At 48.3% G+C, this 22,720-nt stretch carries 21 protein-coding genes, 2 tRNA genes and 1 riboswitch; of the genes, 6 read left to right on the top strand and 17 right to left on the bottom strand.

Features of this window, described 5'->3' with window-relative positions; all coding sequences use genetic code 11:
* Positions 1–2 precede the first annotated feature (2 nt).
* Positions 3–926, top strand: a complete 924-nt coding sequence (locus LPW40_RS08130) for a type II secretion system F family protein (protein WP_230821745.1) — start codon at positions 3–5, stop codon at positions 924–926.
* A 2-nt stretch (positions 927–928) separates the two neighbouring features.
* On the top strand, positions 929–1,849 hold the full coding sequence (locus LPW40_RS08125; protein WP_230821743.1) for a type II secretion system F family protein: 921 nt from the start codon (positions 929–931) through the stop codon (positions 1,847–1,849).
* Positions 1,850–1,910: 61 nt separating this feature from the next.
* Here the strand turns inward: LPW40_RS08125 and LPW40_RS08120 are convergent, their stop codons facing one another.
* Positions 1,911–2,912, bottom strand: coding sequence for an LLM class flavin-dependent oxidoreductase (locus LPW40_RS08120; protein WP_230821741.1), 1,002 nt, complete (start codon positions 2,910–2,912; stop codon positions 1,911–1,913).
* A 115-nt stretch (positions 2,913–3,027) separates the two neighbouring features.
* On the bottom strand, positions 3,028–3,438 hold the full coding sequence (locus LPW40_RS08115; RefSeq protein ID WP_230821739.1) for an Lrp/AsnC family transcriptional regulator: 411 nt from the start codon (positions 3,436–3,438) through the stop codon (positions 3,028–3,030).
* A gap of 309 nt (positions 3,439–3,747) precedes the next feature.
* Between LPW40_RS08115 and LPW40_RS08110 the strand changes: the two genes are divergently transcribed.
* Complete coding sequence (locus tag LPW40_RS08110; RefSeq protein ID WP_230821738.1) at positions 3,748–4,542, top strand: CPBP family intramembrane glutamic endopeptidase; 795 nt, start codon at positions 3,748–3,750, stop codon at positions 4,540–4,542.
* Between the two features lie 209 nt (positions 4,543–4,751).
* Here the strand turns inward: LPW40_RS08110 and LPW40_RS08105 are convergent, their stop codons facing one another.
* On the bottom strand, positions 4,752–5,453 hold the full coding sequence (locus LPW40_RS08105; RefSeq protein WP_230821736.1) for a TVP38/TMEM64 family protein: 702 nt from the start codon (positions 5,451–5,453) through the stop codon (positions 4,752–4,754).
* The gene (locus LPW40_RS13625; RefSeq protein WP_269063286.1) at positions 5,450–5,581 is read right to left on the bottom strand and encodes a hypothetical protein; all 132 of its coding nucleotides are present in this window, start codon (positions 5,579–5,581) and stop codon (positions 5,450–5,452) included. The genes LPW40_RS08105 and LPW40_RS13625 overlap by 4 nt, the downstream gene beginning before the upstream one ends.
* Positions 5,582–6,071: 490 nt before the next feature.
* A riboswitch (SAM riboswitch) is annotated at positions 6,072–6,172 on the top strand.
* Between the two features lie 90 nt (positions 6,173–6,262).
* Between LPW40_RS13625 and LPW40_RS08100 the strand changes: the two genes are divergently transcribed.
* The 3 genes from LPW40_RS08100 to LPW40_RS08090 all read left to right on the top strand — a co-directional run bounded on the left by LPW40_RS08100 (position 6,263) and on the right by LPW40_RS08090 (position 10,792).
* Positions 6,263–7,642 carry an LLM class flavin-dependent oxidoreductase gene (locus LPW40_RS08100; RefSeq protein WP_230821734.1) on the top strand — a complete coding sequence of 460 codons (1,380 nt, stop codon included), beginning with the start codon at positions 6,263–6,265 and terminating at the stop codon, positions 7,640–7,642.
* Positions 7,643–7,657: 15 nt separating this feature from the next.
* Positions 7,658–9,160, top strand: coding sequence for a sodium:solute symporter family protein (locus LPW40_RS08095; protein ID WP_230821732.1), 1,503 nt, complete (start codon positions 7,658–7,660; stop codon positions 9,158–9,160).
* A gap of 162 nt (positions 9,161–9,322) precedes the next feature.
* On the top strand, positions 9,323–10,792 hold the full coding sequence (locus LPW40_RS08090) for a CoA-acylating methylmalonate-semialdehyde dehydrogenase (RefSeq protein WP_230821731.1): 1,470 nt from the start codon (positions 9,323–9,325) through the stop codon (positions 10,790–10,792).
* A gap of 281 nt (positions 10,793–11,073) precedes the next feature.
* Here the strand turns inward: LPW40_RS08090 and rlmH are convergent, their stop codons facing one another.
* From rlmH to LPW40_RS08025, 13 genes are all read right to left on the bottom strand, one after another.
* A complete protein-coding gene (gene rlmH, locus LPW40_RS08085) occupies positions 11,074–11,553 on the bottom strand; it encodes a 23S rRNA (pseudouridine(1915)-N(3))-methyltransferase RlmH (RefSeq protein ID WP_230821730.1) in 480 nt (159 codons plus the stop codon).
* Between the two features lie 120 nt (positions 11,554–11,673).
* The gene (locus LPW40_RS08080) at positions 11,674–13,089 is read right to left on the bottom strand and encodes a sodium/glutamate symporter (protein ID WP_330166183.1); all 1,416 of its coding nucleotides are present in this window, start codon (positions 13,087–13,089) and stop codon (positions 11,674–11,676) included.
* Positions 13,090–13,172: 83 nt separating this feature from the next.
* Entirely contained in the window at positions 13,173–13,640 is a 468-nt protein-coding gene (locus tag LPW40_RS08075; RefSeq protein WP_230821729.1) for a threonine/serine exporter family protein, read from the bottom strand.
* A gap of 13 nt (positions 13,641–13,653) precedes the next feature.
* The gene (locus LPW40_RS08070) at positions 13,654–14,409 is read right to left on the bottom strand and encodes a threonine/serine exporter family protein (RefSeq protein WP_230821728.1); all 756 of its coding nucleotides are present in this window, start codon (positions 14,407–14,409) and stop codon (positions 13,654–13,656) included.
* Positions 14,410–14,571: 162 nt separating this feature from the next.
* Positions 14,572–14,919, bottom strand: coding sequence for a zinc ribbon domain-containing protein YjdM (locus LPW40_RS08065; protein WP_097041978.1), 348 nt, complete (start codon positions 14,917–14,919; stop codon positions 14,572–14,574).
* Positions 14,920–15,201: 282 nt separating this feature from the next.
* On the bottom strand, positions 15,202–15,990 hold the full coding sequence (locus LPW40_RS08060) for an MBL fold metallo-hydrolase (protein ID WP_413775997.1): 789 nt from the start codon (positions 15,988–15,990) through the stop codon (positions 15,202–15,204).
* Positions 15,991–15,995: 5 nt separating this feature from the next.
* Positions 15,996–16,766 carry a two-component system regulatory protein YycI gene (yycI, locus tag LPW40_RS08055; protein WP_230821725.1) on the bottom strand — a complete coding sequence of 257 codons (771 nt, stop codon included), beginning with the start codon at positions 16,764–16,766 and terminating at the stop codon, positions 15,996–15,998.
* Complete coding sequence (locus tag LPW40_RS08050; RefSeq protein WP_230821723.1) at positions 16,766–18,079, bottom strand: YycH family regulatory protein; 1,314 nt, start codon at positions 18,077–18,079, stop codon at positions 16,766–16,768. Before LPW40_RS08050 ends, yycI begins: the two co-directional genes overlap by 1 nt.
* Entirely contained in the window at positions 18,072–19,913 is a 1,842-nt protein-coding gene (walK, locus tag LPW40_RS08045; protein WP_230821722.1) for a cell wall metabolism sensor histidine kinase WalK, read from the bottom strand. The genes LPW40_RS08050 and walK overlap by 8 nt, the downstream gene beginning before the upstream one ends.
* Before the next feature lie 13 nt (positions 19,914–19,926).
* On the bottom strand, positions 19,927–20,628 hold the full coding sequence (yycF, locus tag LPW40_RS08040; RefSeq protein ID WP_097041970.1) for a response regulator YycF: 702 nt from the start codon (positions 20,626–20,628) through the stop codon (positions 19,927–19,929).
* A 171-nt stretch (positions 20,629–20,799) separates the two neighbouring features.
* A tRNA-Asp gene (locus LPW40_RS08035) sits at positions 20,800–20,872 on the bottom strand.
* A gap of 39 nt (positions 20,873–20,911) precedes the next feature.
* Positions 20,912–20,983: transfer RNA gene (locus LPW40_RS08030), tRNA-Glu, on the bottom strand.
* A gap of 418 nt (positions 20,984–21,401) precedes the next feature.
* A complete protein-coding gene (locus LPW40_RS08025) occupies positions 21,402–22,688 on the bottom strand; it encodes an adenylosuccinate synthase (RefSeq protein ID WP_230821721.1) in 1,287 nt (428 codons plus the stop codon).
* Positions 22,689–22,720 lie beyond the last annotated feature (32 nt).

The raw sequence follows: 22,720 nt of genomic DNA, 5'->3' as shown, positions 1-22,720 counted from the left end.
GAATGGAAGTCATCCTGATTACAGGTACATTCATGACGTTCTTTCTTATTTTCATGGCCGTCTCTGCCGCAAGGACACCGGAAGGCGTGCAATCGGAAGAACCTTTCTCTTTGAAAGGCGGCCTTAGGAAGGGCAACACTGCCCTTAAAAACCTCCTTGTCAAAAGGGGAAAGAAGAGCCGGAAGCGTGAAAGACTGGAAAGTGAGCTGACTGCGGCCGGTGTCTTGATGAAGGTGGAGGAGTTCACCGCTTTCAGGGTGATGGCCTTCATCATAGCCGGGGGCATAATATACATGATTTCAAACGACTTCATCCTGTCCCTTCTGGGGGCCCTTTTCGGCTACTTCGTGCCGCGTATTCTCCTTGAAAGGAAGAAACGCAACCGCATCAAGCAATTCAACGAGGCGCTTCCCGGAATGATCACTTCGATCAGCGGCTCTCTGCGGGCGGGCTTCAGTCTGCTTCAGGCACTGCAGATGGTCGAGGAGGAATCCTATTCCCCCATGAAGGAAGAGGTGCAGCATGTGCTGAAGACGCTCCAGTACGGCACAAGGCTTGAAGATGCGCTTCAGGACTGGAAACGGCGGATGCCGAGCGCGGAACTCGACATGCTGGTCGAATCCATCATGATCCAGCGGCAGGTCGGGGGTAACCTCGTCTACCTGCTTGATAAGATACTGGAAACGATCCGTGAACGGACAAGGATAGAAAACCAGCTCCGTACACTGACCGCCCAGGGAAAACTTTCAGGATTGATCATCGGGTTGCTTCCTCTGGTTGTGGGCATTCTGCTCTACATCATCAACCCTGATTACATGAGCCTGCTTGTCACTGAACCGATCGGACGCATGCTGCTCGCCGGAGCGCTCGTCTCTGAAGTGATCGGTTTTATATTCATCCGTAAAATGACTATGATAGAGGTGTAGATATGCTGTTTCTGACGCTCAGTTTCTTTTTGTCCATCACTTTGATGATTTACGCAGTTTTTTCCATCCCCGCTTATAAAAACCGGATGGTTCCCGGACGTATCGCCCTCTACTTCCCTGATGAAGATGTGTCGGAGGATATAAATATCGATATGGAAGGCGCTTCGTTCAAGGACCGGATGATCAAACCGGGCTGGAAGAGCATCAAGAAGAAATTTCAGAGGAAACTGGCCAAGGACAAGGTGGATAAGATGGAAGTCCGCCTGCTGCAGGCCGGTATGAAGCTCAGCCCGATCGAGTTCAAGATGGTGCAGTGGATACTCTCAGGCGGCCTGGTCGTACTGTCGGTTCTGGTGATGGTATTCATGAATATCAGCGTCTTTCATGGCATCCTGCTCATATTGACAGGCATCGGTGCAGGCATCACCCTTCCCAAGATGAATATGAACATGAAGGCGAAAAAGCGCCAGGCACAGGCACTGAAGGAACTGCCCGATTTTCTGGACCTGTTGACGATCAGTCTTGAAGCCGGCCTTGGTTTTGATGCGGCGCTCAGCAAAGTGGTCGCGAAAAAACCAGGCGTGCTGTCGGAAGAATTCAAGTTCGTGCTTGAAGAGGTGAGACTCGGCAGAACAAGAAGACAGGGGCTTGCAGCGATGATTGAGCGTCTGCCGGTCGAAGAGCTGAAAAGTCTGGTCTTCAGCATCATCCAGGCAGAAAAGCTCGGCATCGGCATGGTCACGGTGCTGCGTGTGCAGACCGAGGAGATACGCGAACTGAGGAAACAGCGGGCCGAGGAGAAAGCGATGAAAGCACCGGTGAAGATGTTGTTTCCAATGGTTCTCTTCATATTCCCGGCACTTTTCATCGTGCTGCTCAGCCCCGCAATCATGCAGTTCCTGGATGCAATGCAGGATATGTAGAAAATTAAATAATCAAAAAGTCTTCAATCCCTTTAAAGGACTGAAGACTTTTGTATTTCTGCTACTGATTCAGTTCATCAGAAACTTCTTTCATGATTTCATAGGATCTGATTTCACTGTCGGGGTCGTAAATATTGGTGAGAGCAATGATTTCATCAGCCTGGAACATTTCCTGGAACTCCAACACTTCACGTTTGATCCGGTCCTTGTCACCCATAATGGTGTAGCCGAGACGGTGACGGATGATGTTCAGTTCCGACGGCGATAATGTATCAATGAAATTCTCAACGGGCGGAATCAGCTTGCTTAAGTTATTTGTGTAAATATCAATGTATACCTGGAGAAGCGTCGATGAAATAAATTCAGCTTCTTCTTCTGAATCCGCAGCAACCACGTTGATGCATGCCATCACATACGGTTCTTTTAAATATTTGGACGGTTTGAAGTTCCTCCTGTAAATGCTCAGTGATTCGGCCATGGACTCCGGGGAGAACTGGGCGCCGAATGCATACGGCAGTCCGAGATTTGCAGCGATTGATGCGGATGCGGACGAAGAGCCAAGAATATATAGAGGCACGTTTGTATCAAGGCCGGGATAGGCACGCACCTGCCCCTGATCATCTTCATTACCGAGGTAACGTAAAGTGTGGCCGACCTCTTTTTCGAATAAAAACACACCGTTATGATTCGAACGGCGGATGACATCCGCTGTCTGTGAATCCGTGCCCGGTGCACGTCCCAATGCCAGATCCACACGATCCGGATAGATGGTCTCAAGCGTTCCAAACTGTTCAGCCACAACTAAGGGAGAGTGGTTTGGCAGCATAATCCCGCCTGCACCGACACGGACGCTTTCTGTATTATTCAATATATGCTGAACGATGTTCACGGTCGCCGAGCTCGCATAAGCATCGTGATTATGATGCTCTGCAAACCAGATGCGCTTATAACCTTGCTTTTCTGCAGCCTGCGCAAGATTCAGTGCATTGTTGATACCCTGCTTCATCGTCTCGCCCTGCCTTAAAGGCGCCACGGATAACATAGATAAATCATATTTTTTCATAAATTCCACCTCTGAATTAATCTGTATTCATAATGATAGAGATTTGAAGTGGAATATTACATAGAACAATTAAAGAGATTATAAGGTTTTAGTTTATTTTTTAAAGTGTTCCAGATTACTTGCCGATGACGATGGAAAGTTTGTAATTTGCGTATTTGTTTAAGTCCGTCAAAAATTGATCCATCACTTCGTTTGAAGGAAAGCGTGACTCCAGCAAGTAACAGCCCTCTCCGCTCACTTTATAGTTATTGATGACAAATTGAGGATACTCATCCAAAAATTCAAGGTAGTTCTGATGAGTGATGCCGGGTATCATTATATTGATGAACGCATGGACCGGATAACCGATTTTCATTTGATTCACTTCGATGCTGCAGCTTGTAATCACACCATTATCGAGAAGCTTCATCACGCATGCAGCCGCCGCAGCCCCGGTCAGGTGCACCCTCTCTCCGAGTTCCTTCATGGAAATGCGGCTGTTCTCCGACAGTATAGCCAGTATTTCCTGGTCTGTATGATCAATCATTCCATTTATTCCTTTCATGATTATATATTTGGTACATTATATGCCTTTTAATCATGATAGTCCAAAATCCAATATAGTAATATGAAGAGGCTGGATATACAAACTCCATTCTTTTTTAAAAGATTAATTGAGGTTCAGTCGGTTATCCACTCACTTCGGCATATACCTCCTTCCTTAGACAAGTGAAGAGGTCATCTGGAAAGTGTGGCCTCTTCTTCGATAATCATATTTTTATTTACATAACGTTCATGTTCCGCTCACTTTTTCTGACCCATAAGAAAATAAAAGTATTAAGGAGGAAAAATTAAAATGAAAAATGTAATTATAAGAATGATTGCCGTCTTGGGATCGGCTATCATCATCTGGAACTTTATTGCATACCTGAGTGAAACGTTTATGGGAGAGAGATACAATTCTCTGAATCACTTCATAATTGCGCTTATCACAACCATTTTAACTATTATTCTTTTGCAGTTACTGGTAAAAATCGACAAAATTTCATGGAAAGATTTGGGCCAGACCACTTTTAAAACAAACGTCTCTTCATTTCTTCTTGGTTTCTTCCTCTGGACAATCCCTGCAACTCTCGGCTTATTTGCTTGTTTGATGCTTGGGTGGGTTGAAATAACGGCGTATACCGATTTTAATTATCTTCTCTTGAGTATTTTGATTTTATTCATCACTGTATTTTTTATAGAAGCTTTGCCGGAAGAGCTTATTTTCAGGGGATATGTATATCGTTACTTGAATACGGTGCTACCCCACTGGGGTACAATCATTTTACAAGCGTTGTTGTTCACGTTATTTGCCTATTTCATAGGAGCAATCTACTCTGTGGAACAGCTGCAATTTATTCCCGGCTTCGCAATTATTTTAGGTGTGTTCAGGGCGATATCAGGCAGTGTCTGGACATCGATCGGATTTCATGTTGCGATTATGACTGCCATGCAGATTTTAGGACCGGTTCACGGACACTTTGATGTCACTGGCACTTTCACACTTCAATTTATTGCATTCATCTTACTGCCGAGTGTCGTTGGAGCAACCGTCCTATCATTTATCAATTCAAACCACGACTGGAACCAAAAAAACCCTCTACATTGAAAACAGGGGAGACGCCCTCAGCTTCTTTATAATGATTTTCACCGGCTCAGTAGATGGGATATTTCTTAGAATGCCATATTATTTAAAACACCCTTGATTCAGGACTACTGATCAAGGGTGTTCCACTTTCTATATAACTTCTTTTATTAATTATCTGTAGACTATACCGCCATCGGTCAAAATAGATTGACCGGTAATATATTTTGCATCTATTCCTCTGCTGCTTCTGAATCGTTTTTATCAGATTCTGTACTGCGCCAGTAGCGGTAGGAAACCCACGTCAAAGCCAATACTGCGAGCCACGCAATGACTAGTACGACTCCATTGAATACCGAAGTGTTCACTACAAAGGCCCCCAGAGCCACCAGGGAGATCTGGCCGGGGAGGGAGGCCAAAAAAGTCGCGGAGATGAATGTGTACTGCCCTATACCCAAGGCCCCGGCACCGTAATTCACCGGCCAGTACGGCAGGGCGGGCATCAGCCTCACAGTGCACAAAGCCCAGAACCCTGCATTGCTGAGGTAATCCTCCACGAGGGAACTGTGGCGTCCCAGGAGCCGGAAGGTCAGGCGCTTGCCCAAAACACGGGCCAGCCAATAACCGATCCAGGAGCCAATCATCACCCCGGTCAGGGAGAGCAGCGTCCCGCCGATTACACCGTAGAGGGAGCCCGCCACCAAGGCAGTCACTGATATGGGGATGGGGGTGACGGCGATCGCTGCAATGATCCCGAGGAACACCAGCCACCCGGCCCAGCCGTAGCCGAGTATGATCTCGCGCATTTCCTCCGGCGGTGGTGGGTTCAGGTTGAAGCTCACCCATAACAGCCCGGCAACAATCACAACCAGAGTAGCCAGTGATACTATTGAATTTATGGAAAATATCTTATTGCGATCTTCGCCCGAACTCATAAATTTCCCTCTTTCATCTTGGGTTTAAACCATGTTTTATATTCGTTTGACTCTTCAAATTTTCTGAGCATAATACTAAACTTCATTGTAATTTCTCCTAAATTAATCGGCATTAAAATCAATTCCATCATTTCCTCATTTTGAAGATGATAGATAAAAAAGCAACTCTTTCGAGTTGCTCCTATTCTTATATATTTTATCATTTTAAGGCTGTAGCATGCCTTAACTCAAAAGTGATTTCTTTGTTTGAATTAATTGCTTTCAATATCAATCTTCATTGTCCTTATAGTAATATTATACCATGGTCGCAGATGCTTTTAAATCTCCAGTCATGGATGCTGGCGCTGCTTATGATAACTTTCGGTGTATCAATGAATAATATGATTTTATCTAATATCATTCTCTTTAATCAAATCAAGAAATTTATTATGTTTTTTCTTGGAGATTCTTTTTTGGTTAACCACTTCATAATTCTTTAAATTTAAGGGCGCAATCAAGAAACTGTCTAGTGTTTCGAGTTTTCCCGCCTCTCTATTCCTACTAAAAAACTATAAATTTTGTTGACATATAATTTCTTTTGATATATATTAGGCATTACAACTTAATAAATTCAGAATTTTCTTATCCAGAGAGGTGGAGGGACTGGCCCTTTGAAGCCTCGGCAACAGACCGTAACGGTACTGTGCCAATTCCAGTAGCATTTTGCTAGAAGATAAGAGAAGAACCCTTGATCTATATATTCAGCCCCTTCTTCTTATCTTTTAAGAAGAAGGGGCTTTTTAGTATTCAATCAAACTGGAGGTATGTATATGAAAAAGAAACAAATTCACTTGAACGGTTTTATTCAGAATTCGCCATCTCCCCATTCAACAGGGCTCTGGAAGCATGAGAATGACAGGGGGACCAGACATAACAGGCTGAAATACTGGATTGATACAGCGAAGACACTAGAGCGTGGCAAGTTTGATGCGATGTTCATTGCAGATGTCCTGGGGACATACAGTGTTTATGGAAACAGTCATGACGCAGCGGTCCGGCATGCTGTCCAGCTGCCGGCACATGATCCAACGCTTGTGATTCCGGCGATGGCTGCTGCAACGGAGCATCTCGGGTTTGCACCGACGATTTCTACCACTTACGCCCAACCCTATTCCCTGGCGCGTCAGCTGTCCACGTTGGACCATCTGACGGAAGGCAGAGTGGCCTGGAATGTGGTCACTTCCTACCTGGAAAGCGAAGCGGTGAATCTGGGTCTCGATGGGCGTCTTCCGAAGGCGCTGAGATATGATCGTGCAGATGAGTTTCTGGAAGTGGTCTATAAACTTTGGGAAGACAGCTGGGAGGAGGGAGCGGTTCTGCACGACAGGGAGAAAGATATTTTCGCTGATGCTGATAAAGTACATATGATCAATCATCAGGGAGAGTTCTTCAATGTTCCCGGACCACACCTCGTGGAGCCCTCCCCTCAGCGGACACCAGTCCTTTTCCAGGCGGGAGCATCACCAAAGGGGCGCGATTTTGCAGCAAAGCATGCGGAGGCGGTCTTCACGAAGAACCATTCGCTGGATGCACTGACAGCCTATACGAACGATATCAGGGAGCGCACCATAGCCCAAGGGAGGAATGCAGATGATGTATTGATTTTCCCGATGATTCTACCGATCATCGGTGCCACCGAGGCAGAGGCCTGGCAGAAATATGAGGACCTTCAGAACAATGTGAGTTATGAAGGTACGGCCTCCCTCCTGTCCGGGCATACCGGCATCGATTTCTCACAATATGATCCTGACCAGTACATCGAGGATATCGAGACAGAGGCGGTGCAGGGCAACCTGGACATGTATACGAAGGACCCCGACCGCAGATGGACACTGCGCGAAGCGGTGAAGAATCATGGGCTGGGGAATGGTACTGTGAAGTTTATCGGTACACCGGAACAGATTGCAGATAGGATCGAAGAGTGGTCCGAAGTCGGCGGTGCAGACGGTTTCAACATCGCCCAGACCTATTCGCCCGGGACATTTAAAGAGTTTGTGGATCATGTGGTACCGGAACTGCAGAAACGGGGCATCTACAGAACGGAATATGAAGGTGAGACGCTTAGGGAGAACATGTTCGGAAAAGGCAGAAGATATCTTGCCGGGAACCACCCTGCCAAAAGGACGAAGACATTAAGTGAAAGATATTAACCCAAGGAGGTATTTATGGATCAGATTACACTCTATACATGGATCGGTTTTTCCGTATTTCTAGTGCTGATGCTCGTTGTAGGATATTTGAGTTCGAAAAAGATGAAGTCGATCAGGGATTTTGCTACAGGCGGCGGGACCCTTGGACCATATGTCCTTGGATTCTCGTTTGCCGCAACCTATTTAAGCGCTGCGACATTTCTGGGTTACCCCGGCTGGTCATATGAATGGGGCCTGTCGAATCTCTGGCTGTTCCTGGCGATAATCGCCGGCGGCCCGATCGGCGTACTGATGGTGGCTAAAAAGGTGAGAAAGCTGAACAATGGACAGAAGTCCCTATCCCTTCCGGACTGGCTGGGTGATTTCTATAAGAGCGACATCCTCCGCGTCGGAACGGGACTGATTCTTCTTTTCAACATATTCTACATTGCTGCCCAATTCGTCGCTGGTGCAAAGATATTCGAATATCTGCTTGGAATGTCCTATACAAGCGGACTCCTACTCATCGCCCTGATTGTAGTCATATATGTCTATGCCGGCGGTGCGCTTGCGGACATCTATACCGATGCAGTACAGGCTTTCATCATGGCGATTGCAGGTATAGGGATTTTTATTTCAGGCATAGTAATTTTCTGGAAAGGTGGAATCTCCGATACATTTGCAGGAATTTCCCATGAATTGGCTGCACAGAACGAGAATCTGGTTGCGGTATTTAATCCGGAATCCCTGCATTTCTATTCCATTGGAGCAGTGATTGGTGCCATCGTAATACAATGGGCATTCGCATCAGCCCCCCATCTGTTCAATAAAGTACTGGGGCTGAAGAATGAGCAGGACCTGGGCAAGATGATTGCAACCTATGTAGTGGTTGCTGCACTATCCGTACTCGTACTGTTTGGCGGACTTTACAGCAGAGCGGCATTGGGTGATACAGCCAGTGCAGCGGACCTGGCACTTATGGACTATATCATCTGGGCATTCCCAGCCATCGTCGTTGCTCTGTTCGGTGTCGTGATACTTGCAGCAGCGATGTCCACGACAGACGGGATATTCGTATCAATCTCCACCGTTTTTGCGAATGATATCTTCCTGAAGTTCCTGGTCAAGCGGAATATCGTGAAAGTCAGTGATGAAAAGGCTGAGAAAATAGCATTCCAGATCAGCAGGCTGACTGTACCATTCATCGGCTTGTTGGCCCTGCTCATCGTCATCCGTCCGCCGGAATATATGGGAGATGTGATGTGGATCGGTATTTCAGGAATTGCGGCAGGAACGATGGGGCCGATCCTCCAGGCGGTCTATGCGAAAAGGAAAGCACCGGCAAGAGCAGCGGAGCTTTCAATGTTTGTCGGTTTGGGTTCCTATCTGTTTCTATACTTCACCGGTATCATACCGAGTACAATGTCGGCGGGTGCCGTGTCCGTATTCATAGGAATCGCAACGATCAATATCGCCTCATGGATTCTCAGGTCGGCTTCGTCTTCTGAGATGGGGGCTGCAGAGGAAGGAGGGTCCTGATGTTCATTAATGAAATGCTTTCCATATGGTTGTACGGTTTCATCATCGCTTTGATCATCATTGGTTTTTCCCTATGGAAATGGTACTTCAAATAGGTCTTACTGTTAAAGTGGGAGAGCAGTTGTGAAATGCATATTAAACAATAATTTAGGAGGATGCAGAGTGTCAGAAGTAAAAGTGCTAAAAAATTATATCAATGGAAAATGGATTGAGAGCAGGAGTACAGAAATGGTTGATGTGGTGAATCCTGCGACCAGAGAAGTGCTGATCCACGTGCCGCAGTCCACAAAGGAAGAGCTGGATCGTGCCGCTCGAGCCGCCCAGGATGCGTTTCATGACTGGAGTAATACTGCTGTACCAAAAAGAGCGCGCATTCTTTTCAAATACCAGCAGATACTTATGGAAAATAAAGAAGTGCTTGCGGAGATCATCACCAGGGAAAATGGCAAAAGTTTCAACGAAGCATTGGGCGAAGTGCAAAGAGGCATTGAAAATGTAGAATTTGCAGCAGGTGCTCCGTCTCTGATGATGGGGGATTCTCTCTCATCCATCGCAACGGATATCGAAGGGACAAGCTACCGCTATCCTGTCGGTGTTGTCGGCGGAATCACGCCATTCAACTTTCCGATGATGGTGCCTTGCTGGATGTTCCCGATGGCCATTGCCATGGGAAATACATTTGTACTGAAGCCGTCAGAAAAGACGCCACTGCTCGTTGAAAAGCTGGTCGAATATCTGGAAGAAGCCGGTCTGCCCGATGGAGTATTCAATGTAGTCAACGGTGCACATGATGTAGTCAACGGCATTCTGGAAAATGAACATATTAAAGCTGTATCTTTCGTCGGCTCCAAGCCAGTTGGAGAATACGTTTATAAAAAAGGAACAGACAATCTTAAACGTGTCCAGGCCCTGACCGGGGCCAAAAACCATACAGTGGTCCTGAATGATGCCAATCTTGATCAGGCAGTCAAGGATATCATCAGTGCAGCATTCGGTTCAGCAGGCGAGCGCTGCATGGCCGCTGCCGTCATCACTGTAGAGGAAGGGATCTATAACGATTTCATCGACAGGCTGAAAAATGAAGCGAAAAACATCAAGATGGGGAACGGTTTGGATGATGACGTCTTCCTCGGACCGGTCATCAGGGAAGAAAATAAGAAACGTACTGTCGATTATATCGAATCAGGAGAAAAAGAAGGGGCGAAACTGCTGATGGATGGGCGTGAAAGAACATCCGATGAAGGATACTTTATCGGACCGACCATCTTCGAGGGAGTCACCACGGACATGGAAATATGGAAAAATGAAATATTTGCTCCTGTACTTTGCGTTATTAAAGTGAAGGACCTTAAAGAAGGAGTCTGGATTGCCAACCAGTCCGAATTTGCCAATGGAGCATGCTTGTTTACAGATAGTGCCTCCAGTGTCCGTTACTTCAGGGAAAACATTGATGCAGGCATGCTCGGCATCAATCTTGGCGTGCCGGCTCCGATGGCAGTGTTCCCGTTCTCTGGCTGGAAGCATTCCTTCTATGGCTCCCTCCATGCGAACGGAAAAGATGGCGTGGATTTCTATACCAGAAGGAAAGTCGTGACAGCGAGATATAAAACGCCGGACTTTTCTGAGATGTAATGGAGAAGAAATCCACTGTATATAAGATGAACTAAATTACTATCATTCTTTCCAGGAAGAGTCAGTGATTTAGGGTTGACAAGTCACTCAGCGTGCTTGTTCTGTGCAGCAAGCAAAGGATTGGCTCCTTTAAACAACACAAAGGAGCCGAACTGCTTGAAATCCTGAATCATAGAATAATGAAATTTAGAATTGGTTCTATAACTGCCGAATTTTCATTACAAACTAATCCATAAATTAATTCTATTTTTATTTTACTGTGTAATATTTGGAAAACTTCATCACTTATGATAACTCTCATTCCTCAATATCTTATTCACCCTGAATAACTGCTCCATCAGCATGACTTTCATCATCTGGTGGGGATAGGTGAGGGTGCCGAAGCTGATTTCCTGGTCGCTCCGCTTCTTCACCGCTTCGCCGAGGCCGTTGCTGCCGCCGATGATGAAGACGACGTCGCTTTTGCCGGTATTCATCCATCTCTGGTATTCGGCTGCGAGTTCTTCACTTGTATATGTCCTTCCGTGTATCTCGAGCGTTACGACGTGCTGGTTGTCTTTTATTTTAGATAGTATTCTGTCCGCTTCCTTGTTTTTGATCTGTTCGATATCTTTCTCGCCGGCATTGTTCGGCTCTTTTTCATCGGCGACTCCAATGAGCTCGATTTTTGCGTACTTGCTGATCCGCTTCTTATACTCATCCACCGCCTGGACCCAGTATTTCTCCTTCAGCTTGCCCACCGTGATCAAAGTGATTTTCATTCTTCTTCCTCCCTAGTGGCTGTTCGTCATCCATGTCTTTGGTCTTATTTTACCATGTCCGCTGCAAATTAAAATGGACGCTTCCCCCTGAAGCAGGGGAGCGTCCTTTTATTCTTTCATTTAATTGAGTTTCCTCTTCCCGAAGTAGAATAGTCCTACGACGAGGCCGATCGCGGTCATGACGACCGAGAGGAGGAGGAACGGCCACGGCCCCCACATGAATATGAGCGGGGCGGATAGTGCGGTGACGAGACCGCCGCCGAGGAATGGTTCAAACACAAGCTGTTTATAACCGAAACCTTCAGTCGCCGGGGATTTGATCTCCGGGTCGGCGACGCGTATCAGCATCAGACCGGTCGCCGTGACACCCGTGGACTGGCCAAAGTCACCGATGGCTCTTTCAAGCCAGTAGTCCGGCATCATCCTTGGACCGAAGACGAAGAATCCGAATACGTTCCAGGCGATACCGACCGCTGCGAGCAGCAGGAACGGCATGAGGTAATCACCGATGACCGCAATGGAGACGGTCGCGATCGCACTCGTGATTAATATGTCGAGCGAGAAGCCTTGTATGCTGGTTATGGTCTCCCTGTTCACAAGCTTGGATGTATCAAATTTGCTCACGAAGAGCTGTACAACGAAACCGCCGACCATCGCGAGCGGGAATAAAGGCACATATGTCATGAAATCCGAACCGAACAATGTCACTTCCAGCCATGTAATGCCCTGGAGGATGATGTAACCGACGAGGATCGCAAGTCCCACAATCGCAAAATGGAAAGTGAATGTATCAATCGACTCGGGTCTTACCGTCTTCTGAGCACCTTTTCCGCGGTCTTCAGGCTCAACGATGCCTGCTTTCTGCGTCGGTGACAAGCCTTTCACATCAGTGATGATTTTAGTCTTGCCTCTCCTGACGCCCCAGTTGACCAGTGCAATACCGACGACGACACCTGTCAAGATACCGACGGTGGCTAGACCGACGGCGATATCATACGCTTCCGGGAATCCCAGGTCCGCAAATGTATCCTGCAATCCGGCTGCCGTACCGTGTCCGCCCTCAAAGCCGATCTCGATGAGCGCACCGATGAATGGCGGCATATCATAGAATGGCACGAGTACAAGCATCGCAAGCAGTATGCCGACGACATACTGACCCCAGCCGAGCGTCCAGCCGAAGGCGAGCTGCGGCCCACCGACATCCCAGACCCTCTGCAGGTTCGGGAGCACCGTGCCTATGAAGAGCGTGGCAAAGACGATGTTGATCATCAGCCCGGGGAGGGCCGACCACACTTCCATGATTTCAGGCGTCACCAGGCCCGTCGCCCAAAATGAGTCCTCCCCGGTGAAGTTCCGCATGATCCGGCCGAGGATTTCCGGGCCCACTATCAGTGCGAGGAATCCCCCGATGACGGAAGCCGGGAGAAAGAGGTTCTGCATCAGCGTCGAATGCATTCTGATCCATTTCCCAAGCAGTAAAAACAATCCTAAGTAAAGTAATGCAAACCCTATCTGATCCGCACTCATAATATCCATATCTCCTTTTCTTCTCGATTTCCAATCTTCTTCCCCTTAATATGGAAAATTAATCAAAAATATTAAAGAAAGGTTATGAAAGGTCAGCCGACCTTCCTTGAACGCGCGTCCGCATAGTTTTTATTCCTGTGGATGAACATCTTCGAGAGAAAGTCCGCAAACAGGAGACCCACTGCGACACCGCCTGCGATCAGTATCACTTCAAGCATGGTGTTGAGTGATGCACTGTATTCGAACTGGACGAGGAGGCTCGTTGCCTCATAGGCCAGGCCCCCCGGCACGAAGGGGATGATGCCGGGCACCATGAACATCGTCGCCGGCTCCTTCAGCATGCGCGCCATCAGATGGCACATGATGCCGAGCACAAGGCTGCCGAACGCCGTCGCATAGACTTCGTGCATGCTGAACGCCTCAAGGAGTATGCGGCTGAACATCCAGCCGGTCGCACCGGTGACGCCCGCGTAGAAGAATAAGCGCCTCGGTGCATCAAAGAGCACGGCGAAGAAGTAGGATGAAGTGAAGCTGAATATCAAATGCAAAAGCCATGTCATGGCCGTCCCTCCTTTATAAGAATATCAATACCGTCGCGACGCCTGCACCGATGCCGAAGGCGGTGACGAGCGCCTCCAGCAGTTTGGTGATCGACATCAGCATATGCCCGCCGAACATATCCTGGATCGCATTGGTGATGAGCACCCCGGGCACGATCGGCATGACCGCCGAGATGATGATGATGGAGAGCTCGCCGCCGGGCACCAGCATATGGCCGAAGGCCGCGAGCAGTGCAATGATGAATGAGCCGATGAATTCTGGAATGAACTGGGCTTCGATCTTCTGCGATAAATACTCCGTGATGAAATAACCGATTCCCCCGGCAAGTATTGCGGTCGGTACATCAATCAGCAGGCCGCCCTGGAGATATAGGAAGCTCAGCCCGACCATGCCGCCTGCGAATGCCTTGAAGGGCAGGGGATGGTCATCGATCTTTTCATTGATGTATATCAGCTTATCCCATGCCTCATCCAGCGTGATCTTCCCTTCAACGATATGGCGGGAGACGCGGTTCGTCTCCGAGATGCGGATGAGGTTCGTGTCCCTCGTCTGGATCCTGTATATCCTCGGGTGCGTACCGTTATGGAGCAGGTAAGTGATGACCGTGTTCGTGACAAAACTGTTGGATGACTTATAGCCGCACGCTGAGGATATGTACGTCATCGTATCCTCCACACGGGTGCCTTCGGCGCCTGCTTCGAGCAGAATCCGGGCCGCAAGCATCACCACGTCTTTGATTTTCTCTTCATTTTCAAGCAAGTCCGTCATATACATCACCACTTATATTTATTACTTACATTAAAACATAAAAGCGAATGAAAACCCTATTCATGCGGGTTCCACTCGCCTTATCCACGATTTTTTCACAGTTATCCACAGTTATGCACAGGTTACACACAATATTCTGTGGATAAATTCATCAAACTATCCTCAGTCTATCTTTTTGACGAAGGCAGATTTCAACGCCATCTTGCCGAAGCCGGGCACTTTGCAGTCGAGGTCATGCCCGTCATCCGGGTCGACAAGGCGGATCCCCTTGATTTTCGTCCCCTGCTTGATGACATTTGAAGAACCTTTCACCTTCAGATCTTTGATGACAGACACATTGTCGCCGTCATTCAGCACGTTCCCGTTCGCATCCTTCACAAGAGCCTCTTCCTCAGCTTCCAGTTCGGATGCTTTCGTCCATTCATGGCCGCACATCGGGCATACGAGCAATCCGCTGTCTTCATACGTATATTCCGAATCACAGCTCGGACAGTTCGGTAAAGTCGCCATTTCAATTCCTCCAATAAGTTTTTGATCAATCATTCACTTATCCACAATCTTATCAAACTATTCACAAAAAATACACTTTACCCACAGATGTTGTGACATTCTGTGGATAACGATACGGGTGATGGTGCATATTCATTTTATAACTCTGTAAAAGATACACCGGAAGCCTGATATGACAGGGTTTACAAATAAAAAACGCCGCATCCTCTAATTAAGATGCGGCGTTTCTGCATATTTTTATCCACAGTTATCAACAGGACTTATCCACAGCCTGTGGGTAAGTCAGATGGTATAAATCTCCGTCGGAGTGTTTTTGTCCGTATGATGCAGCTGGATATCGTTATCCGTATCGATGTCATACTGGTTCAATATCTGCTCCACACTCATTTTGGCGAGCTCTTTGATGTTATTGTCGAGGCTTAAGTGACTCAGATAGATCCGCTTCGTCCGGTCCGTTATGACGTCCTTCATCGCATGTGCCGCATCCTCATTTGAAACGTGGCCCACGTCCGAAAGGATGCGCTGTTTCGTCACCCAGGGATATCTCCCCATCCTGAGCATGTCCACATCGTGATTGCTTTCGAATATGAAGCAGTCGCTTTCTTTGATGATGCCTTTCATCTGGTCGGATACATAACCCGTATCGGTGAGAACGGAAAGTTTCTTGCCGTCCTTCATGAATGTATAAAACTGCGGGTCGATCGCATCGTGGGACACGTGGAACGATTCGACGTCCATACCGATGATTTCCCGCGTTTCAAGCGGGTTGAAATGGAACTTCTGCTCCGAAGGCACTTCTATGTTCTTCCGGTCAAGCTGCTGCCATGTCTGTGCATTCGCAAAGACCGGTATATCATATCGTTTTGCGATGACCTTCAGACCTTTTATATGATCGGAATGTTCATGGGTGATCAGTATCGCATCTATATTATTAAGGGAGGTGCCGATATGGTTCAACCCTTCTTCTATCCTTTTGCACGTCAGTCCCACGTCGATGAGCAGGCTGCCTTTTTCTGTTTCCACATAAGTGCTGTTGCCTGATGATCCGCTGGCTAACACGCTCATTCTCATGTCACTCACTCACTTTCAATTATTTCACCTGAATCCGTCGTCGCATCCACATACATCGTCTTGTCCAGTTCCTGATCCGTGATGGCGAGTTCCCATTTGGGTCTCAGCATCACGTTGCCGTCATCTGCGAGGATGATGTAATAGCCGAGGCGGGCTTTATTGATCACGGCCTCATCGGATATCTTCTCCAGTTCATACAGCTCCTCGACCACTTCCGTCGGGGATTTGGCCGGGAGATCCAGGGTGTATTCGTTCTCTACGAGGTTCGTGAGCCGGGTCTGTTCCATGACTTTGACCTGCCGGCCTTCGCCCCGGAAGACGATACGTGCCGCCTCATGGTTGAAGATCGGAAAATCTTCATACACCTGGTTGAAGACGAACTGTTCGGGTGTACTCATCACTTCATCATACTTGTACTCCTGCCCTCTGTAAACATAATCATCCGTATAATTTTCAAGATTCTGCTCGAGCATCGTCGGGCCGCTTTCATCGAACTCCACAGTGATCTTCGTGCCCGTCATATCATCCGCTTCAACCTCCGGAGGCAGATCATCCGCGTTTGAAAAATCCTCGATCGTACCGGTCAGTATATTCATCTCGACAGGCTCGTAAGCTCCGACGTTTTCCATATTGATGTCCGTGCGGCTTAAAATATCCGGCGACTGCTCGATTTCATCCACGGCCTCCCGGTGTTCATACATATATATATAAATCAGGGCAATATTCATAAGAAGGAAGACGACGATATAGAGGGACTTCGTCAATTTCCAATCCATCAGTTCAGGCTCCCTTCATCGAACCTCATCCACTGGCCGTCATATTTGACGTACCAGGAAGGTGTATATTGAACGACGTTGATTTCATTTTCGGCTGTTGAAAACGCCATATTATAGCCGATCGTTATTTTCGTCACATGCTGCAGATCGTAATTTTCATTCAGCGCGATTTCGTACCTGACATTTTCGATCGGCGGCAGCTCACTGCTCTCCGACCCCGGCACCTGGGCGTTCACCCGGAGCAGAGGCCTTACGTATTCATAGACGGCGTGTTCGCCGTATTTGACGGAGATCGTCGTGGAGATTTCATCGCTGAAGACGAAATGACCGTTCATCGAAGATCGGTACACCGAGTTGTTCTCATCACCGATGTAGTCGAACAGTACGTGCCGCTCGTCGATCCCGATATGGGACCTCAGGAAATAAAAACTGAGCTGTATCGTCTGATGCGGATCGCTCCCGCCGGTCAGGGATTCCTCCAGATTATTATAACTGTAGGCATATGTGTCGCTGTTGTATGTCGCAATGTTCGATTCACCTTCATATACGTACGGCCCGTCATTGCCTTCCATCGTGTAATCATCATCCAAAAACAGCATGCTGTTCACGGTCTCCACACTGATCACATTGTAGAGGAATGTCTCGACCGGCATCTCGCCGGGGGCGGTGGGGCCGTAAATCGCCGTCTTATTGTTGGATGTCTGCTGATTGGTGATCACGGCCGTATAGTCTTCGAACAATTCGCTGTATGCTTCAAGCAGCGATTTCAAATAGTCGCTTTCGAGATTGGTCTTTGCGATGGCGACCCTGTCCAGGTCTTCATTGATCAGATAGAAGTTGACTTCCGGCTCAACCAGATCCACGATGATGCGGTTGTAGCTGTAGTCCGGATAATCACCTTCATACTCGAAATCAAGCACTTCGAAAAGTGAGTGGGTCGGCATATCGGATGCATAGTCCACGACGAGGAACTCTTCATCGTCTTCTTCATTCCTGCTCGGCGACAGCCGGCTTAAGCTGTTGTAGACATCGATGTCCGTGATTTCCGTTCCGTCGATGTATTCGCGTATGCCGACGACCGCTTCTTCCTCGATCGTCCCCTGAACATTCTCATCATTCACCCAGACGAGCTGATAGGCGCGCATTACTGATTGGAACGGCACGGGTTCACCCGGACCGAGGTTGGCGGTCCTTTCTATTTCGGTCTCCACTTCGGAGAATTCAGGCTGATAGCTCCATACCATGAGGGTGAGGACAAGGCTTGAGATGACGAGGATGAGGAGGACGACTGATTTCACATTCTCCTTATTCATCCCAACCATCCTCTCCAAGTGTCTCACATGGCAGGTTGATGAATATCGTCGTTCCTTCCCCCTCCAGGCTGTTGGCCCAGATGCGTCCGTTGTGCGCCTCTACAATCTCCTTGGAGATGGCGAGGCCGAGGCCTGTGCCGCCTTTTTTGCGCGCACGTGCCTTGTCCACCCGGTAGAAACGCTCGAATATGCGGTCGACTTTGTTGGCCGGTATGCCCATCCCGTTATCCTTGATGCGGATGGTCATGCGGTTGAACAGGACGTTTTGTTTCACATGAAATTCCACGCGTTTGTTTTCCCTGTTCGAATACTTGATCGCATTCGATATGACGTTATCCAGCACCTGGCTCATCTTATCCATGGCGATCTCTGAGAACATCGCGGTGTCCGGTATATTACGGATGAATTCGACTTCCCCCTTGTGCGTCATTTCGAAGCGGTCGATGATCCGGTTCAAGAACATGTTGAAGTCGACGATTTCTTTATTGATCTCCTCGGCTTCATTATCCATCCTGGATAACTGGAGCAGATCCTCCACAAGGCGGATCATGCGGTCGGTCTCATCCCGCGTGACGCTGAGGAAGCGCGGGGCAAGCTGGTCATCCTGCCATGCGCCTTCCTGCAGTGCCTCGATGTAGGAACGCATCGAAGTCAGCGGTGTACGGAGTTCATGTGACACGTTCGCCACGAACTCCCGGCGTTCGTTGTCGATCCGTTCCTGTTCCGTGACATCGTGGAGCACGGCGATATAACCGTTCATGAACCCTGTATCTTTATATATGGTCGAGAAGTTTGCCCGTATGGCTGCTTCATAATCACTGTCTGTAAAGAGCAGCTGGCTTTCATTCATCTCCTGGATGTCTTCAAGCGTCATCTCCTCGTCGAGCCTCAGTATTTTCAGCATATTCTTCCCGTGAAGATCTTCATCTTTCGGTATGTTCAGCATATCGAGGGCCATGTCGTTGATGACCGTGATCCGGCCTTTACGGTCGGTCGCAATGATCCCTTCAGACATGTTCGTAATGACCGAATCCAGGCGCTTCCTTTCACTTTCGGTGTTGGCCTGGGCTTCCTGGACGCGTTTCGACAGGATGTTGAAGGAGCCGGCGAGTTCACCGATCTCATCGTTGCTGTAGATCTTGACCCGGGAGGTGTAATCCCCCTCGGACATCATCAGCGCCTGGTTCCTCATATCCGTGATCGGTTTGGTGATGGTCCTCGCAATGAAGATGCCGAGGATGCTTGTGATGATCAGCGAGATGATCGTGGCGATGATGAATGTGTTGTTGATCGCCTCGAGCTGCTGGTAGACGGTTTCGATATTCGACGACACGTAAACCGCACCCAGCACCTGGCCGTTGCTTACGACCGGGTGGTTGAGCAGCCATGTGCGCTGATTATCCTGGTTGACGTTGACGAATATCTCGTCATTCCTTGAACCCGTGGAAATGGCTTCCCGGGTCAAAGGCTCGTTGATGCGCGAACCGATATTCGGTTCGTTTGAAATACGGGTGGTGGCGACCAGAATATTGTCGCTGTTGATAAAACGGATCTCATCGATTTCAGGACGGTTCCCGAATTCGGACAACAGACTCTGGACTTCCTCGCTCAATGTGCCCAGATCATCCTCATATTCGGTATGTAACTCCTGAATCCTTGTATCGATGAGATCCACTTGTGTTTCGATGTTATCCTGAAAATTTTCGGTCAGTTCACGTTCAAGGGTGTTTGTAAAATACAAACCGATGATCTGCATCCCGATGACAATCAGGAGCACATATATAATGACCAATTTAATATGCAGGGATTGCAGATTTCTTAAGAACTGCTTCATATATTATGCTCCTTTATTCGGTGCCCTGGATGAAGTATCCCACACCTCTGCGTGTCATCAGATATTCCGGATGGGAAGGATCATCTTCGATCTTCTCCCGCAGGCGGCGTACAGTCACGTCGACCGTCCGCACATCCCCGAAATAGTCATAGCCCCATACAGTCTCAAGCAGGTGTTCGCGTGTCATCACCTGGGAGATGTGCTGGGTCAGATAATGGAACAGCTCGAATTCCCGGTGTGTCAGATCGATGCTTTCACCGTTTTTCTTGATCGCATACGATTCCGGGATGATCGTGATGTCCTTGATCTGTATATTATTGTTTTCAGGTTCTTCTTCGACTTTCGCCTGGGCGGTGTTGCGCCGCAGGTTCGCCTTGACCCTCGCGATCAGTTCTCTCGTCGAGAAAGGCTTGGTGACATAGTCATCCGCACCAAGTTCAAGCCCGAGCACTTTATCGATTTCGGAGTCCTTTGCCGTCAGCATGATGATCGGCATATCATGTTTCTTCCTGACTTCACGGCAGACTTCCATGCCGTCCATGCCCGGCAGCATGATATCCAGGAGCACTATATCCGGAACCACTTCCAGGATAAGCTCAAGTGCATCATTGCCGTCATATGCACTGTGGACCTCATACCCTTCCTTTTCCAGGTTGAATTCCAGTATGTCCGCAATTGGACGTTCATCATCGACGACCACTATTTTTTTTGGCATTATCTTCCCTCACTTTAATTATCGGTTATATTGATATTTCTTTCACATTAATGGCCAAATTATAAAATTACCCAATCATAATGTATCATTTTTGAATGAATTTATCCATCTTCCTGAAAATTGGAGATTACAAAAAAGTCATCAACAAGTATGTTGATGACTTTCTGAAGACGGTCCCGACGGGAATTGAACCCGCGATCTCCTGCGTGACAGGCAGGCATGTTAACCGCTACACCACGGGACCATATCTTTAAAGATGTCAGTATATGAAATTGTAAAAAAGTGACCCGTACGGGATTCGAACCCGTGTTACCGCCGTGAAAGGGCGGTGTCTTAACCACTTGACCAACGGGCCATCATCATATGGCACAAGATTGATTATAACATGAAGGTGGTTTTGATTTCAATATGATTATAGCAGATTTATGAGATTTTTTTAAGTTTGGTGGGTTGAGAGTGAAATTTTCCCGGTTTGGCGGCGGGGTGGAGGAGGTGAATGAGGAGGGGGGCGACGGGGTTTATTCGGCTGGGGGGTGGAATCGATTAAGTTGCGGGAAATCAGGTAGTTAATCGAAATGTGGAGGCAAAATCGATTAAGTCCCCGGAAATCTCCAAGTTAATCGAAATGCGGAGCCGGAATCGATTAAGTCACACAGAATCAACAACTTAATCGAAATACGTAACCGAAATCGATTAAGTCACACAGAATCGACAACTTAATCGAATTCACCGGACACAAAAAAGACCCGCAGCAGCGGGTCCGATTCAAAATACTATTTCCAGAAATCCTTCAGAAGGTTGGTCTGTGTGCGGTCCGGGCCGACACTGAAGATCGACACTTTCACATCACACAGTCTTTCGATTTCGCGCAGGTAGTTGAGCGCGTTCTCAGGGAGCTCATCGAGGTGTTTGACGCCTGTGATGTCTTCGCTCCAGCCCGGCAGTTCTTTATATACCGGTTTTGCACGCTCGAGTGCGTCGAGTGTGGCAGGGTATTCGGTGATCTCCTTGCCGTCGATTTCATAGGCGGTGCAGAGCTTGACCGTCTCGAGGCCGCTCAGTACGTCGATCGAGTTCAGGGACAGGTCCGTGATGCCGCTCACGCGTCTTGAATGGCGGACGACGACCGTGTCGAACCAGCCGACGCGGCGCGGGCGTCCGGTCGTCGTACCGTATTCACGGCCGACTTCGCGGATGTGCTCTCCCTGGTCATCGAACAGCTCGGTCGGGAAGGGGCCGTCGCCGACGCGTGATGTATACGCCTTGCACACACCGACGATATTCTTCACGTTCGTCGGGCCGACGCCGCAGCCGACTGTGACGTTCCCTGCGATCGGGTTGCTTGAAGTCACGAACGGGTACGTGCCGTGGTCGACATCGAGCATCACACCCTGTGCACCTTCAAATAAAACTTTTTCATCATTTTGGAAGGCATCGTCAAGGATTTTCGCAGTATCTGCAACATAAGGTGCAAGACGTTTCGCCGCTTCCCGGTAAGGGATGTAGATGTCCTCGAAGTCAAAACCGTCATGACCGTACAGGGCTTTGAGCGTTTTATTCTTGATCTGCAGGTTCTCATCCAGACGCTTCTTGAACACTTCATCGTCTATGAGGTCCGCCATGCGAATGCCGATGCGCTGGACTTTGTCCACATAGCATGGGCCGATGCCGCGCTTTGTCGTACCGATCTTGTTTGCACCGCGTTCTTCTTCTTCCAGTTCATCCTGTGCAAGATGATACGGCAGGATGACCTGCGCCCTGTTGGAGATGCGCAGGTTGTCGACATCGATGCCGCGCTCGATCAGACCGTCCAGCTCCTTGATCAGGGATAATGGATCGACGACCACGCCGTTGCCGATCAGGGACAGCTTATCATCATAAAATATACCTGACGGCACGAGATGGAGTTTATAAGTCTCCCCGCCGAATTGAATCGTGTGACCCGCGTTGTTGCCGCCGGAAAAACGTGCAATGATGTTTGCATCCTCCGACAGGAAATCCGTTATCTTCCCTTTACCTTCGTCTCCCCACTGCGTTCCAACCACTACTGTACCAGACATTTAAGAGCCTCCAATTTATTCAATAGAATACC

The organism is Salinicoccus halitifaciens (assembly GCF_021026095.1).
In the GTDB taxonomy this organism is placed as follows: Bacteria; Bacillota; Bacilli; order Staphylococcales; family Salinicoccaceae; genus Lacicoccus; species Lacicoccus halitifaciens.
The sequence above is the reverse complement of the archived record's forward strand: the minus strand, read 5'-3'. Positions and strand labels throughout refer to the sequence as shown.

Excerpts from the sequence above, each read along its gene's own strand:
- LPW40_RS08130 (WP_230821745.1), top strand. The coding sequence starts at position 3 with ATGGAAGTCATCCTGATTACAGGTACATTCATGACGTTCTTTCTTATT.
- LPW40_RS08125 (WP_230821743.1), top strand. The coding sequence starts at position 929 with ATGCTGTTTCTGACGCTCAGTTTCTTTTTGTCCATCACTTTGATGATT.
- LPW40_RS08120 (WP_230821741.1), bottom strand. The coding sequence starts at position 2,912 with ATGAAAAAATATGATTTATCTATGTTATCCGTGGCGCCTTTAAGGCAG.
- LPW40_RS08115 (WP_230821739.1), bottom strand. The coding sequence starts at position 3,438 with ATGATTGATCATACAGACCAGGAAATACTGGCTATACTGTCGGAGAAC.
- LPW40_RS08110 (WP_230821738.1), top strand. The coding sequence starts at position 3,748 with ATGAAAAATGTAATTATAAGAATGATTGCCGTCTTGGGATCGGCTATC.
- LPW40_RS08105 (WP_230821736.1), bottom strand. The coding sequence starts at position 5,453 with ATGAGTTCGGGCGAAGATCGCAATAAGATATTTTCCATAAATTCAATA.
- LPW40_RS13625 (WP_269063286.1), bottom strand. The coding sequence starts at position 5,581 with ATGGAATTGATTTTAATGCCGATTAATTTAGGAGAAATTACAATGAAG.
- LPW40_RS08100 (WP_230821734.1), top strand. The coding sequence starts at position 6,263 with ATGAAAAAGAAACAAATTCACTTGAACGGTTTTATTCAGAATTCGCCA.
- LPW40_RS08095 (WP_230821732.1), top strand. The coding sequence starts at position 7,658 with ATGGATCAGATTACACTCTATACATGGATCGGTTTTTCCGTATTTCTA.
- rlmH (WP_230821730.1), bottom strand. The coding sequence starts at position 11,553 with ATGAAAATCACTTTGATCACGGTGGGCAAGCTGAAGGAGAAATACTGG.
- LPW40_RS08080 (WP_330166183.1), bottom strand. The coding sequence starts at position 13,089 with ATGGATATTATGAGTGCGGATCAGATAGGGTTTGCATTACTTTACTTA.
- LPW40_RS08075 (WP_230821729.1), bottom strand. The coding sequence starts at position 13,640 with ATGACATGGCTTTTGCATTTGATATTCAGCTTCACTTCATCCTACTTC.
- LPW40_RS08070 (WP_230821728.1), bottom strand. The coding sequence starts at position 14,409 with ATGACGGACTTGCTTGAAAATGAAGAGAAAATCAAAGACGTGGTGATG.
- LPW40_RS08065 (WP_097041978.1), bottom strand. The coding sequence starts at position 14,919 with ATGGCGACTTTACCGAACTGTCCGAGCTGTGATTCGGAATATACGTAT.
- LPW40_RS08060 (WP_413775997.1), bottom strand. The coding sequence starts at position 15,990 with ATGAGAATGAGCGTGTTAGCCAGCGGATCATCAGGCAACAGCACTTAT.
- yycI (WP_230821725.1), bottom strand. The coding sequence starts at position 16,766 with ATGGATTGGAAATTGACGAAGTCCCTCTATATCGTCGTCTTCCTTCTT.
- LPW40_RS08050 (WP_230821723.1), bottom strand. The coding sequence starts at position 18,079 with ATGAATAAGGAGAATGTGAAATCAGTCGTCCTCCTCATCCTCGTCATC.
- walK (WP_230821722.1), bottom strand. The coding sequence starts at position 19,913 with ATGAAGCAGTTCTTAAGAAATCTGCAATCCCTGCATATTAAATTGGTC.
- yycF (WP_097041970.1), bottom strand. The coding sequence starts at position 20,628 with ATGCCAAAAAAAATAGTGGTCGTCGATGATGAACGTCCAATTGCGGAC.
- LPW40_RS08025 (WP_230821721.1), bottom strand. The coding sequence starts at position 22,688 with ATGTCTGGTACAGTAGTGGTTGGAACGCAGTGGGGAGACGAAGGTAAA.